The sequence below is a fragment of the Nocardia wallacei genome (genome assembly GCF_014466955.1).
In the GTDB taxonomy this organism is placed as follows: domain Bacteria; phylum Actinomycetota; class Actinomycetes; order Mycobacteriales; family Mycobacteriaceae; genus Nocardia; species Nocardia wallacei.
This window is the reverse complement of the sequence record NZ_AP023396.1, coordinates 5900823-5913478: the sequence shown is the minus strand read 5'-3', so window position 1 is coordinate 5913478 and position 12656 is coordinate 5900823. Positions and strand designations below refer to the sequence as shown.

General features: G+C 70.0%; 13 protein-coding genes. 10 read left to right on the top strand and 3 right to left on the bottom strand.

Annotated elements, in window-relative coordinates; all coding sequences use genetic code 11:
- Positions 1-25: 25 nt before the first annotated feature.
- The gene (locus NWFMUON74_RS26155) at positions 26-982 is read left to right on the top strand and encodes a hypothetical protein (RefSeq protein ID WP_187684426.1); all 957 of its coding nucleotides are present in this window, start codon (positions 26-28) and stop codon (positions 980-982) included.
- Between the two features lie 62 nt (positions 983-1044).
- On the opposite strand, the gene NWFMUON74_RS26150 is transcribed toward NWFMUON74_RS26155, so the two are convergent.
- Together NWFMUON74_RS26150 and NWFMUON74_RS26145 are read right to left on the bottom strand one after the other, a co-directional pair.
- Complete coding sequence (locus tag NWFMUON74_RS26150) at positions 1045-1488, bottom strand: Fur family transcriptional regulator (RefSeq protein ID WP_187684425.1); 444 nt, start codon at positions 1486-1488, stop codon at positions 1045-1047.
- A gap of 3 nt (positions 1489-1491) precedes the next feature.
- On the bottom strand, positions 1492-1887 hold the full coding sequence (locus NWFMUON74_RS26145) for an ArsR/SmtB family transcription factor (protein WP_228823488.1): 396 nt from the start codon (positions 1885-1887) through the stop codon (positions 1492-1494).
- Between the two features lie 198 nt (positions 1888-2085).
- Here NWFMUON74_RS26145 and NWFMUON74_RS26140 point away from each other — a divergent pair, with 198 nt between their 5' ends.
- Positions 2086-3477 (top strand): glycine--tRNA ligase, encoded by a 1392-nt coding sequence (locus NWFMUON74_RS26140; RefSeq protein ID WP_187684424.1) that lies wholly within the window; start codon positions 2086-2088, stop codon positions 3475-3477.
- Between the two features lie 26 nt (positions 3478-3503).
- Positions 3504-4403, top strand: a complete 900-nt coding sequence (locus NWFMUON74_RS26135) for a serine hydrolase (RefSeq protein ID WP_187684423.1) — start codon at positions 3504-3506, stop codon at positions 4401-4403.
- On the opposite strand, the gene NWFMUON74_RS26130 is transcribed toward NWFMUON74_RS26135, so the two are convergent.
- Positions 4358-5311 carry a LysR family transcriptional regulator gene (locus NWFMUON74_RS26130; RefSeq protein WP_187684422.1) on the bottom strand — a complete coding sequence of 318 codons (954 nt, stop codon included), beginning with the start codon at positions 5309-5311 and terminating at the stop codon, positions 4358-4360. The two genes, NWFMUON74_RS26135 and NWFMUON74_RS26130, sit on opposite strands and share 46 nt — an antisense overlap.
- Positions 5312-5395: 84 nt before the next feature.
- Between NWFMUON74_RS26130 and NWFMUON74_RS26125 the strand changes: the two genes are divergently transcribed.
- From NWFMUON74_RS26125 to dnaG, 7 genes are all read left to right on the top strand, one after another.
- Entirely contained in the window at positions 5396-6334 is a 939-nt protein-coding gene (locus NWFMUON74_RS26125) for an MBL fold metallo-hydrolase (protein WP_187684421.1), read from the top strand.
- A 117-nt stretch (positions 6335-6451) separates the two neighbouring features.
- Positions 6452-7372, top strand: a complete 921-nt coding sequence (locus NWFMUON74_RS26120) for an NADP-dependent oxidoreductase (RefSeq protein ID WP_187684420.1) — start codon at positions 6452-6454, stop codon at positions 7370-7372.
- 25 nt (positions 7373-7397) lie between these two features.
- Complete coding sequence (locus NWFMUON74_RS26115) at positions 7398-7811, top strand: VOC family protein (RefSeq protein WP_187684419.1); 414 nt, start codon at positions 7398-7400, stop codon at positions 7809-7811.
- 45 nt (positions 7812-7856) lie between these two features.
- Positions 7857-8534: an MBL fold metallo-hydrolase gene (locus tag NWFMUON74_RS26110; protein WP_187684418.1), complete on the top strand. Its 678-nt coding sequence runs from the start codon at positions 7857-7859 to the stop codon at positions 8532-8534.
- A gap of 68 nt (positions 8535-8602) precedes the next feature.
- Positions 8603-9295, top strand: coding sequence for a YdcF family protein (locus tag NWFMUON74_RS26105; RefSeq protein WP_187684417.1), 693 nt, complete (start codon positions 8603-8605; stop codon positions 9293-9295).
- A 17-nt stretch (positions 9296-9312) separates the two neighbouring features.
- Positions 9313-10608: a deoxyguanosinetriphosphate triphosphohydrolase gene (locus NWFMUON74_RS26100; RefSeq protein ID WP_187684416.1), complete on the top strand. Its 1296-nt coding sequence runs from the start codon at positions 9313-9315 to the stop codon at positions 10606-10608.
- Complete coding sequence (dnaG, locus tag NWFMUON74_RS26095; protein ID WP_187684415.1) at positions 10589-12499, top strand: DNA primase; 1911 nt, start codon at positions 10589-10591, stop codon at positions 12497-12499. The genes NWFMUON74_RS26100 and dnaG overlap by 20 nt, the downstream gene beginning before the upstream one ends.
- Positions 12500-12656: the final 157 nt, after the last annotated feature.

Below are 12656 nucleotides of genomic sequence, written 5' to 3'. Positions count from 1 at the left end.
CCTCCGATTTCTTTGGGAGTACGTCATGAATGCCACGTCGCGCGCCGTCGCGGTGGGCCTCGCCGCCGCCTTGGTGCAAGCTGTCATGCTCATCGCCTTCGCTTGGCCGGCCGCGAATATCGGGCCGCGCGACCTACCGGTCGCGGTATCGGGTCCGGCGGCGAGCATGGTCGCCGCCAAGCTGGCCGAGCGCGATCGCGACGCCTTCGACATCACCACCGTGACCGATGAGGCGGCCGCCCGCGCGGCCATCGAGCAGCGTGACGCCTACGGCGCCGTGGTGACCGACGGCGGGCCACCCCGGGTGCTGGTCGCCTCGGCGGCGAGTCCCGCTGTGGCGCAACAGCTCACGGCCATCGCCCAGCAGATGTCGGGCGCTCCGGCCGCCGCCGTGCAGGACGTGGTGCCCGCGGACCCGGACGATCCGCGCGGTACGGGATTCGGTGCGATGGTGCTGCCGCTGGTGATGGCCGGTATCGCGGGCGGAGTGCTGCTCAGCCTGCTGGTGCCGACGGCCGCGGCGCGTGCGATCGGCGTGCTGTCGTTCGGCATCGCCGGGGGACTGCTCAGCATGGTCGTGGTGCAGACCTGGATGCAGCTGGTGCCCGGCTCCTACCTCACCCTGGCGTCGATCGCCGGGCTGGTGTCGTTCGCGGTGGCGGGGACGGTCGCCGGGCTGGCGACGCTCATCGGCAACGCCGGAATCGGTCTCGGAGCGTTGCTGATGTTGCTGATCGGCAACCCGTTCTCGGCCGCGACCTCCGCGCCCGAGCTGCTGCCCCAGCCGTGGGGCGCGATCGGCCAGCTGCTGCCGCCGGGCGCCGCCGCCACGCTGATCCGCTCGGTCGCCTTCTTCGACGGCCACGGCGCCGCCGCCCCGCTGATCGTGCTGCTCTGCTGGGCCGGTGCGGCACTGCTCATGCTCGGCGCGGGCGCCCTACTGCCCCGCCGTTCCCCGGCCCCGGAACCGGTACCCGCCTGATCGGCGAGTGAACGCGCCCCGGTCGTCCGGTCGGGGCGCGGTTCTGCCGTTCGCCTCGGCGATCAGGCGTGGGCCCGGTGGCTTTCGTGGACGGCGGCGCAGTGGCGGCAGGTGCCGAAAACCTCCATGGTGTGGCTGATTTCGGTGAAGCCGTGCTGACTGGCGATGGTCTCGGCCCAGGCCTCGACGGTCGGGCCCTCCACCTCCACCGTGCGGCCACAGTGGCGGCACACCAGATGGTGGTGGTGTCCCTTGGAGCACTGGCGGTAGACCGACTCACCGGTGTCGGTGCGCAGCACGTCCACCTTTCCGGCGTCGGCCAGCGATTGCAGTGTGCGATAGACGGTGGTCAGGCCGATGCCCTCACCGCGGCGGCGCAGTTCGTCGTGTAGTTCCTGGGCGGACCGGAACTCCTCGATATCGCCCAGCAGCGCCGCGATGGCGCTGCGCTGGCGAGTGCTGCGAACTCCGACGGTCTTGTCCTTTATGCCCGTGTTCTCCGGCACGAATCACCCTTCCTCGGCATGTGCGACGGCATCGACGACGATACGTGCCAGATGATCATCGACGAGTTCGTAGATCACCTCGCGCCCGGTACGTTCCCCGCGCACCACGCCCGCCGACTTCAGGATGCGCAGGTGCTGGCTCACCAGAGGCTGCGTCACGCCCAGGGTATCGACCAGCTCGTGGACGCAGCGCGGCGACTCGCGCAGTTGCAGCACGATCGCGATGCGCACCGGTGCGGCCAGCGCGCGCAGCAGCTCGCCCGCGTTGTCCAGGATGCCTCGCGGTGGCACCGCCGGAGCGGAGGGCGCCCGATACGGATACGGGTCGTGCGGGATGGGGGTGGGCGCCTCCACGGCGACGCGGCTACGCCGTGCGGGGGCACCACTGTCGGCGGTCATCGAACCAACTCCTTATTGGAAACCGATGCCATTATTGGTATGCAAAAGTGCGCATGTCAATCCGACACTCTGGTTCGGGCCGGGCGAACGCGGGCGGGATGCCCGTGATGTGCGGATACTGCTTCGACCGCGCCGGGGCCGTGCCGATACTCTGGACCGAATCGCTTACCACACTCATCCAGAGGGAGAGCTCCAGTCGTGGCACCCAAGTCGAAGGTCGACACCGTCGCCAACCTCGCCAAGCGCCGGGGTCTCGTCTTCCCCAGTGGCGAGATCTACGGAGGCACCAGGTCGGCGTGGGACTACGGCCCGCTGGGTGTGGAACTGAAGGAGAACATCAAGCGGCAGTGGTGGCGGTCCATGGTGACCAGCCGCGACGACGTGGTGGGCCTGGATTCCTCGATCATCCTGCCGCGTCAGGTGTGGGTGGCCTCCGGTCACGTCTCGGTGTTCAACGACCCGCTGGTCGAATGCCTCAACTGTCACCGCCGGCACCGGCAGGACCACCTGCAGGAGGCGTTCGCTGAGAAGAACGACATCGCCGACCCGGATTCCGTGCCGATGAGCGGCATCGCCTGCCCGGACTGCGGCACCGTCGGCCAGTGGACCGAGCCGCGCGACTTCAACATGATGCTCAAGACCTACCTCGGCCCGATCGAGTCCGAGGAGGGCCTGCACTACCTGCGCCCGGAGACCGCGCAGGGCATCTTCGTCAACTTCGCCAACGTGATGACGACCGCGCGCAAGAAGCCGCCGTTCGGCATCGCGCAGATCGGCAAGAGCTTCCGCAACGAGATCACGCCGGGCAACTTCATCTTCCGCACCCGCGAGTTCGAGCAGATGGAGATGGAGTTCTTCGTCAAGCCGGGTGACGACGAGCAGTGGCACCAGTACTGGATCGACACCCGCCTGGCCTGGTACACCGACCTCGGCATCGACCCGCAGAACCTGCGGCTCTACGAGCACCCGAAGGAAAAGCTCTCGCACTACTCGACCCGCACGGTCGACATCGAGTACCGCTTCCACTTCCAGGGCAGCGAGTGGGGTGAGCTGGAGGGCGTGGCCAACCGCACCGACTTCGACCTGAGGACGCATTCGGAGCACTCGGGCCAGGAGTTGAACTACTTCGACCAGGCCACCGGCGAGCGCTACACCCCGTACGTGATCGAGCCGGCGGCCGGTCTGACCCGCTCGCTGATGGCGTTCCTGATCGACGCCTACACCGAGGACGAGGCGCCCAATGCCAAGGGCGCCATGGAGAAGCGCACCGTGCTGCGGCTGGATCGCCGCCTGTCGCCGGTGAAGGCCGCCGTGCTGCCCCTGTCCCGCAACGCCGACCTGTCGCCGAAGGCGCGCGATCTGGCCGCACAGTTGCGCAAGAACTGGAACGTGCAGTTCGACGACGCGCAGGCGATCGGCAAGCGCTACCGCCGCCAGGACGAGATCGGCACCCCGTTCTGCATCACCGTCGACTTCGACACCCTCGAGGACCAGGCGGTGACGGTGCGCGAGCGCGACTCGATGGCGCAGGAGCGGATCGCGCTGGACCGGGTCGAGGGCTACCTGGCGCAGCGGCTGATCGGGGCGTAGGGCGTCCGAGCGCCGAAATCGCCCGCATGAGAGCCGTTTTCGATGCCGTCGGCGTGCGGGGCTGGCTGCACGCCCGATGTCTGGGCTGTGGTGGTGAAACCGGCTGGGGCGCGGACGAACCCGTGGTGCTGTCGTCGGTGGTGAAGGTGCCGCTGGTGCTCGAGCTGGCGCGGCAGTTCGGCGCTGGGCAGCTCGATCCGGCCGACCGGGTGCGCTCGACGGCGGCGTATCGGCTGGGCGGTCCGGGCACCTCGGGCTGCCGTGACGATGTCGAGTTCAGTCTGCGCGATGCCGCCTACCTGGCGCTGTCGGTCAGCGACAACTCCGCCGCGGACCTGTTGTTCGACCGCGTCGGGCTGGACAATGTCCGGTCCCTGGTGCGCGAACTGGGGCTCGAGCACACCCGGATCGTCGGCTCGCTGCGTGATCTGCTCGCCTCGATGGCCGAGGACATGGGTGTCGCCGACGCCGCGGCGTTCGCGCGCCGCTATCCCGCGCTGTCCGACGACGAGGTGTTCGCGCTGCGCATCCTCGATCCCGCCCGTACCTCGGCGAGCACGCCTCGCGAGATGACCCGGCTGCTGGAGCTGATCGCGCGCGACCGTGCCGGCTCCCCGCAAGCCTGCGCCTGGGTGCGGGAATTGATGGGCCTGCAACTCAACCAGCATCGGCTGGGTTCGGCGTTCGCGTCGGACGTGCGCGTGTGGAGCAAGACGGGAACGCTGCCGAGCGTGCGCAACGAGATCGGCGTGGTCGAGTATCCCGGCGGATTGCGCTGTGCCGTAGCGGTTTTCACTCGTGCCGAGGTGCTGGATCCGCGAATGCCGCACGTGGACAGGGCGATCGGGGAGGCCGCGCGGGTGGCGATCGAGGCCATCGGTCACCGCCGCCCGATCAGTACGTGCCAGGGCAGTGCCTCGTCCTGAGCCGGTGCCAGTGTCGAAACCCCGTCCGTGCGAAGGACTTCGACGATCAGTTCGGCGAGCCGCCGGACCGCAGGATGCGGCGCCTCGGACGGCCACGTCAGTGACATCCGCCGCCGTAGTACGCCGCCCGTGATCGGCCGCCACACCACCCGTGGCTCCTTCTGCGCCACCATCCCTTGATCGAATGCCACACCCTGACCCGAAAGCACCAGTCCCAGCACGAATTCCGGATTCCGCGCGTGCACCACGGCGGTGGGGCGGAAACCGTGTTCCGCGCAGGTGTGCAGGGTGGCGTCGTAGACACCCGGCGCGGCCGCTCGCGGAAACAGCACCAGGCCGTGCCCGGCCAGCTCCGCCGGTGCCAGCTCCGACCGTGCCGCCAGCGGCGAATCGCGCGGCAGCACCACGCCGAGCGGGGTGTCGACGGCCGGACCGAGTTCGAGGCCGGTGACATCGGCGGGATGCTGGAGGAGCCCGGCGTCGAGCTGCCGATCCGCCAGCAGGCGCACCTGCTCCGCGGTGGTCAACTCCTGCAGGTCCACGCCGAGCTCGGGACACTCGCGTTCGAACGCGGTGAGCATCGCGGCCAGCACCCGGCCCGCCAGATCCGGCGGCACCCCCACTCGCAGCGCGGCCATCTCGCCCCGATGTGCCTTCCCGACAAGAGTTTTCGTGCGATCCCAGCGGGCCAGCAGGGCGCGCGACTCGGCCAGCAGGATCCGGCCCGCCGCGGTGAGTTCGACGCTGCGGCTGGTGCGGTCGAACAGCCGTGCGCCGAGGTCCTGCTCCAGTTCCCGGATGCGCTGGCTCAGCGACGGCTGCGCTATCGCGAGCCGGTCGGCGGCGCGGCCGAAATGCAGTTCCTCGGCGACGGCGACGAAGTATCGGAGCTTGCGCAGCGGGTCCACGCTGCGACGATAGCGGAGCCGATATCGGTCGGCGCGTGGATCGGTCTTGGACGTACGTCTCATACCCGTGGTTCGGTACCGGGCATGACAGAGCTGAACAGGAGACGGTTGTTCGGTGTCGGCGCGGCCGCCGCGGCGGCGCTGACGGCGGCCTGCGCGAGCCGGGGCGGCGGCCCGGCCCCGGGCGGCGTGACCCTGCGCTGGTGGGGCAACAACGGCTGGGAGATCCGGGTCGGCGGCAGGAGCGTGCTCATCGATCCGTGGTTGACCCGGTTCCGCACCGGCACGTACAGCAAGGAGGGCGCGGACCCGCAGACGCCGCTGTCGGTGGACACCGCGCTGATCGACGCCCATCTCGCCGCCGGACTGCGCGCCGACCACATCCTGGTCACGCACGGCCACTACGACCACCTCACGGACGTCCCGTACCTCGCGCAGCGCACGGGCGCGACGGTGCTGGGCACCGAGACGCACCTGAATCTACTGGCCGCGCTGGGAACTCCGGAGGACCAGCTGGCGCTGGTGACCGGCGGCGAGGAGCTGGTGTTCGACGGCTATTCGATCCGGGTGCTGCGGTCCCTGCACTCCGAACTCGGCGCTCGCGCTCAGATCCCTTATCCCGGAACACGTCCGGGCCTGGGCGCGGTGGAACTGCCGCGGCCGCAGGTGATCAGCGACCTGGTCGAGGGCGGCACGCTGGCCTACCAGGTCACCGGCGGCGGCGTGAGCGTACTGGACTTCGGCGGCTCCAACTACATCGAATCCGAGCTCGCCGGGCTGCGGCCGGAGGTGCTGTTGCTGCCGACGGGCGGCGCCAAGGTGCGTGACTACGTGGCGCGGCTCCTGCGCGCGGTGGGAAACCCGAGATACGTGCTCCCGACGCACTGGGACGATTTCGACTACCCGCTGGCCGAGCCGGCCCGAGACGCCGGTGGCCTGGAACCGCTGCGCGGCGCCGTGGCGGCGGCGAGTCCGGACAGCGAATTCGTCGTGCTGGGACACCTGGAAACCTTCACCCCCTGACGCGCCGGGGTGTGAATCCGGCCCGGACCGGAAACAGCACAGATGTGGGCCGGAAATTTCGGCGCCGGGCGCGCTGTCCGGCCCGTACAGCAGACCTCCAACAGGAAGGGGCAACCCATGGCGCGGGCGGTCAGGTTCGATCGGTACGGCGATGTCGACGTGCTGGACGTGGTCGAGGTCCCGGACCCGAAACCGGGGGCCGGGCAGGTGGTGGTCGCCGTGGTCGCCGCCGGTATCAACCCGGGCGAGTCCAAGATCCGGGCCGGGCTGCTGCACGAGCGCTGGCCGGCGACGTTCCCGTCCGGGCAGGGCAGCGACCTCGCGGGCCGGATCACGGCCCTCGGCGCGGGCGTCAGCGGGATCGCGGTCGGTGACGAGGTGGTCGGGTTCACCCATCAGCGGGCGAGCCACGCCACGCACGTGGTGGTGCCGGTGGACCAGGTGGCGCCCAAGCCCGCCGGATTGTCGTGGGAGGTGGCGGGGTCGCTGTTCGTCGCGGGCACGACGGCGTTCGCGGCGGTGCGCGCGGTGGAGGCCAAGGAGGGCGACACCGTCGCCGTCTCTGCGGCGGCCGGGGGAGTGGGAACCGTTGCCGTGCAACTGCTTCGGGCGCGCGGCGCCACGGTCATCGGCATCGCCGGGCCCGGCAACGCGGACTGGCTGCGGTCGCTGGGCGTGATGCCGGTCGAGTACGGCGACGGGCTCGCCGAGCGCATCCGTGCCGCCGCCCCCGACGGCCTCGACGCCTTCCTCGACTTCCACGGCTCCGGCTATGTGGACCTGGCCCTGGAACTCGGCGTGCCGCCGGAGCGCGTCGACACCGTCATCGACTTCGCGGCGGTCGAGAAGTACGGCGTGAAGGCGGAGGGCAATGCCGCCGCCGACACCATCGACGTCGTCGCCGAACTGGCCGACCTGGCTGCCGCCGGAACCCTCACCATCCCCATCGCCGCCACCTACCCCCTCGACCGGGTCCGCGACGCCTACCGCGAACTCGAGCGGGGTCACACCCGCGGGAAGATCGTCCTTCGTCCGTGAGCGGGGAGGGCGTAGTTTCGACGCCGTGCACCTGACCCAGATTCGGCTGCTGGTCACCGATTTCGACCGCTGTCTCGAGTTCTATCGCGACGTCATCGGCCTGAAGCCCCAGCTCGAGCGGCCCGAGCCGCCGTACGCGGCGTTCGAGCCCGACCTCGGCAGCAGTCTGTCGCTGCACGATCGCAAGGACCTCGATGCCGCGCTCGGCGGCATCCTGCGCCCGGGATCGCCGGACTCCGCGCTGATCTCGCTGCGCGTGGACGATCTCGGCGGGTACCTGACCGAACTCGGGGCGCGCGGCGCCGAAATCGCCGCCGGGCCGGTCGAATTCGGTGGCCGGGTCCGCTGCGCCTACCTGCGGGATTTGGAGGGCAACCTGATCGAGATCCAGCAGTGGCTGACCACCCGTTCCGGCGGGCCGGTGCCACCGGCGAGCTGACCGGGATCCGCGTTCCGGTCGCACCCGGCCGCTACGATCGGCAGGATGATCGCGATCGATACCCCGTATACGGGTCATGTCTCGCCGGGTTCGAATCCGCAGCAACGCGACGTGCCGGGCGCACGCATCGTGAAGATGTCGGTCGGCCCGATGGACAACAACTGTTATCTGGTGCAGGACACCGCCACCGGCGCGGCCCTGCTGATCGACGCGGCCAACGAGCCGGACCGCATCCTCGAGCTGCTCGGCCAGGAGGCGCCCGGGCAGCTGCGGCAGATCGTCACCACCCATCAGCATTTCGATCATTGGCAGGGGCTGGAGAAGGTCGTCGCGGGCACCGGCGTCCCGACGGCCGCCCACGAGCTGGACGCCGAGCCGCTGCCGGTGCCGCCGGATCGTCTACTGGCCGAAGGCGAGACGATCCACCTGGGCAAGCTGGCGCTGCGGGTGATCCATCTGCGCGGGCACACGCCGGGCTCGGTCGCACTGGCGCTGACCGACAACGCCGGGCGCACCCATCTGTTCACCGGTGATTCGCTGTTCCCGGGCGGTGTGGGCCGCACCACTTCACCGGGGGACTTCGCTTCGCTGTTCGGTGACGTCACGAGCAAGCTGTTCGATCGCTACGGCGATGACACAGCGGTCTATCCCGGTCACGGCGACGACACCACGCTCGGCGCCGAGCGCCCGCAACTGGCCGAGTGGCGTCAGCGCGGTTGGTGAAAACCCGCTGGGTGCAGCACACATCACACCGCAACCTCGGCGTGATCGAGCACTGGCAGACTCGGGGAATGCCCTCGGCTCCGACTCGTCCCGCGCTCGCCCGCTCGGCCATGCCCGCGCCCCGCACCAGCGGTTCCTCGATACCGCGCTGGGTGCGCCGGCTGATCGCGGGCACGGTGCTGATGGCGCTGGCGGTCGTGGGCGGCACCGCGATCCGGGTGTGGCAGGTTGCCCGCATCGACGACTACTCGCGCGCCGACGCCATCGTCGTGCTGGGCGCCGCGCAATACGACGGCACCCCCTCGTCGGTGTTCGAGGCGCGGCTGCAGCAGGCGCAGAAGCTGTTCGGCCGCGGCGTGGCCCCGCTGGTGATCACCGTCGGCGGAAAACGCATCGGCGACAACTACACCGAGGCCGCCTCCGGCAAGCGGTACCTGGTGAATCAGGGCGTGCCCGCGGACCGGATCCTGGCGGTGGAGACCGGCTCCGACACCCTCCAGAGCATCGAAGCGGTCGCCTCCGCCATGCACGAGCGCGAGCTGTCGTCGGCGGTGCTGGTCAGCGACCCGTGGCATTCGCTGCGCACCCGCACCATGACCCGCGACGAGAACCTGCGGGCCTGGACGGCGCCGACCCGCACCGGCCCGGCCGTCTACACCCGGGAGTCTCAGCTGCACGGCATCGCCCGCGAGACGATCGCGCTGCTGTGGTACCACCTCACCCATTTCTCCGCGGACTTCGAATACACCGCGGAGCAGTGATTTTCGCAGGAGCAGGCATGAATGGCGGCACGGACGCCTACGGTGATCCGGATCGCGAGCGGATGGTCGCCGAGACCTCCGACACCGCGGGACTGAGCTGGTCGCCGGCGCCCGCGCGGCGCAGCGACTACGCCCGCGACCGAGCCCGGGTGCTGCATTCGGCGGCGCTGCGCCGGCTCGCCGACAAGACCCAGGTGATGGGCCCGCGCGACGGTGACACGCCACGCACGCGGCTCACCCACTCGCTGGAGGTCGCCCAGATCGGCCGCAGCATCGCCGAGGGCCTGGGCTGCGATCCCGACCTGGTCGATCTCGCCGGGCTGGCCCACGACATCGGCCATCCGCCCTACGGCCACAACGGCGAACGCGCCCTCGACGAATTCGCCGACGCGCACGGTGGTTTCGAGGGCAACGCGCAGAATCTGCGCATCCTCACCCGGCTGGAGCCGAAGGTCTTCGACGGCGCCGAGAGCTTCGGCCTCAACCTGACCCGCGCCGCGTTGGACGCCACCGTCAAATATCCCTGGGGCAGAACGGGTCCGGGCACGAAATTCGGCGCGTACGACGTGGACCTGCCGCGGCTGGACTGGGTGCGCAAGGGCGCGCCCGAGCGCCGGCAGTGCCTGGAGTCGCAGGTCATGGACTGGTCCGACGATGTCGCCTACTCGGTGCACGATGTCGAGGACGGGGTGATCGCGGGCCGCATCGATCTGCGCGCGCTCGCCGATCCGAGCGAACAGCGAGCCCTCGCCGAACTCGGCCGCATCCAGCACCGCACGCTGAGTCTCGAGGAGTTGATCGCCGCGGCGGGGCGGCTGTCCGAGCTGCCGGTGATCGCGGCGGCCGCCGAGTACGACGGCACGCTGCGCGCCTCGGTCGCGTTGAAACGGCTGACCAGCGACCTGGTGGGGCGGTTCGCCACCGCGGCCGTGGAGGCCACCCGCGAGGCGTGGGGTGGGCGGCGGCTCTGCCGTTACGGCGCCGACCTGGAGGTGCCGCGGATCGTGGCCGCCGAGGTCGCGATGCTCAAGACGGTCGCGCTGCGCTATGTGATGTCCGATCCGGCGCACAACAAGCGGCAAGCCGCGCAACGCGAGCGGCTGCTGCTGGTCGCCGAGCATCTGCTGCGCACCGCGCCGGACAGCCTCGACGCCGTGCTGCTGCCGTGGTGGGACGAGGCGGGCGACGACACCGCACGCGTCCGGGTGATCGTCGACCAGATCGCCTCCTACACCGAGAGCCGCCTGGAGCGGGTCGCCGCGGGGCTGGACGGCGGGGCTAGACTCGGTGATCGTGGCCGGAAGACTCCCTGATCGTGATATCGCGGCAATCCGTGAGCGGGTACGCATCGAGGACGTCGTCGGCGAGTACGTGTCGCTCAAGCGGGCCGGTGCCGATTCGCTGAAGGGGTTGTGCCCGTTCCACGACGAGAAGTCACCGTCGTTCCACGTGCGGCCCAACCACAGTCACTTCCACTGCTTCGGGTGCGGGGAGAGCGGCGATGTGTTCGCGTTCCTGCAGAAGATCGAGCACATCGGGTTCGTCGAGGCCGTCGAGCAGATGGCCGACCGGCTCAACTACAAGATCAATTACGAAGGTGGCGGCACGTCGGTGCAACGCGACCGCGGGACGCGCTCGCGCCTGGTCGCCGCCAACGCCGCCGCCCACGAGTTCTACACCGCGCAGCTCGACGAGCACGAGGCCGAGGCGGCCCGCAAATACCTCACCGAGCGCAATTTCGACGGCAACGCGGCCCGCCAGTTCGGCTGCGGCTACGCGCCCGGCGGCTGGGACACCCTCACGAAATACTTGCTGCGCAAGGGTTTCGACTTCAAGGAGCTGGAGGCGGCCGGGCTGTCGAGGCAGGGCCGTCGCGGCCCCATCGACCGCTTCCACCGCCGGTTGCTCTGGCCGATCCGCAATCTGGGCGGCGACATCATCGGCTTCGGCGCGCGGCGGCTGTTCGACGACGACCAGATGACCGCCAAGTACATCAACACCCCGGAGACGGTGCTGTACAAGAAGTCTCAGGTGCTCTTCGGCCTGGACCTGGCGAAGCGGGAGATCGCCAAGAGTCACCAGGCGGTCGTGGTCGAAGGCTACACCGATGTGATGGCCATGCATCTGGCGGGGGTGAAGACGGCCGTCGCGTCCTGCGGTACCGCATTCGGCGACGAGCATCTGTCGGTGCTGCGCCGGTTGCTGATGGACGACAACTTCTGGCGCGGTGAGATCATCTACACCTTCGACGGCGACGAGGCGGGTCAGGCGGCGGCGCTGAAGGCGTTCTCCGGTGATCAGAAGCTGGCCGGGCAGACCTACATCGCGGTCGCTCCCGACGGCCAGGATCCGTGCGAACTGCGCCAGCGCTCCGGCGACGGCGCGGTGCGCGATCTGGTGGCGCGCCGGGTGCCCTTGTACGAGTTCGTGATTCGCGGCCTGCTCGCCGAGCACAATCTGGATTCCCCGGAGGGGCAGGTGGACGCGCTGCGGCGCGCGGTGCCGGTGGTGGCGCAGATCAAGGACAATGCGCTGCGCAAGGCGTACGCGACCAAGCTGGCCGGGTGGGTCGGCTGGGACGACATTCAACTGGTGGTGCGGCGGGTCGGCGACGCCGCCCGGCGCGGCCCCCGCAAGAACGGCGCTCCGGTCCGCGAATCCACCTCGGCCGCAACGGTTTCCGAGCATCCGGCGGCGCGGCCCAACCCGAACGATCCGGTGCTGGTGCCGCAGCGGCAGGTGCTGGCGGCCGCGCTGCAGTATCCGGCGCTGGCCGGACCGGTGTTCGATTCCCTCGAACCGGAGGCGTTCACCCACCCGGCGTTCGTCGCGGTGCGCGCGGCGATCGCGGAGGCCGGCGGCACGGGCGCGGGCCTGGGCGGCGCCGAATGGGTGAGCCGGGTCGCCGACCACACCGACGATCTCACCTTGCGCGCCTTGGTATCCGAACTGTCCGCCGAGCCGCTGCCGGTGAAGTCGGTGGACGACATCCAGCGCTTCGTCACCGGCGTGCTGGCCCGCACCCAGGAGGCCTGGGTGGGGCGCCAGATCGCGGAACTGAAATCCAAGCTGCAACGCGTCTCCTCCACCGAGCAACCGGACGCCTACATGGCCCTGTTCGGCGACTTGGTCGCACTGGAGCAGTACCGCAAGAGCCTGCTGGCCCAGGCGATGGGCAACGGCCCCGACTTCGCGGCGGGGTAGCAGCGGCGGCGGGGTTGTTGCGGTAGAGGGTTGTTGCGGCGGCGGGGCTGCTGCGGCTTGCGGGGGTTGTTGCGGCCGCGGGGCTGCTGCGGCTTGCGGGGGGTTGTTGCAGCAGCGGGTTGCTGCGGTGGTGAGGTTGCTGCGCAGCGGGGCTGCC

What these genes read in the sequence shown, in the direction of transcription:
- NWFMUON74_RS26145 (WP_228823488.1), bottom strand. Translation starts at nt 1,887, where the DNA reads ATGACCGCCGACAGTGGTGCCCCCGCACGGCGTAGCCGCGTCGCCGTG.
- NWFMUON74_RS26125 (WP_187684421.1), top strand. Translation starts at nt 5,396, where the DNA reads ATGACAGAGCTGAACAGGAGACGGTTGTTCGGTGTCGGCGCGGCCGCC.
- NWFMUON74_RS26120 (WP_187684420.1), top strand. Translation starts at nt 6,452, where the DNA reads ATGGCGCGGGCGGTCAGGTTCGATCGGTACGGCGATGTCGACGTGCTG.
- NWFMUON74_RS26110 (WP_187684418.1), top strand. Translation starts at nt 7,857, where the DNA reads ATGATCGCGATCGATACCCCGTATACGGGTCATGTCTCGCCGGGTTCG.
- NWFMUON74_RS26155 (WP_187684426.1), top strand. Translation starts at nt 26, where the DNA reads ATGAATGCCACGTCGCGCGCCGTCGCGGTGGGCCTCGCCGCCGCCTTG.
- NWFMUON74_RS26105 (WP_187684417.1), top strand. Translation starts at nt 8,603, where the DNA reads ATGCCCTCGGCTCCGACTCGTCCCGCGCTCGCCCGCTCGGCCATGCCC.
- NWFMUON74_RS26100 (WP_187684416.1), top strand. Translation starts at nt 9,313, where the DNA reads ATGAATGGCGGCACGGACGCCTACGGTGATCCGGATCGCGAGCGGATG.
- NWFMUON74_RS26135 (WP_187684423.1), top strand. Translation starts at nt 3,504, where the DNA reads ATGAGAGCCGTTTTCGATGCCGTCGGCGTGCGGGGCTGGCTGCACGCC.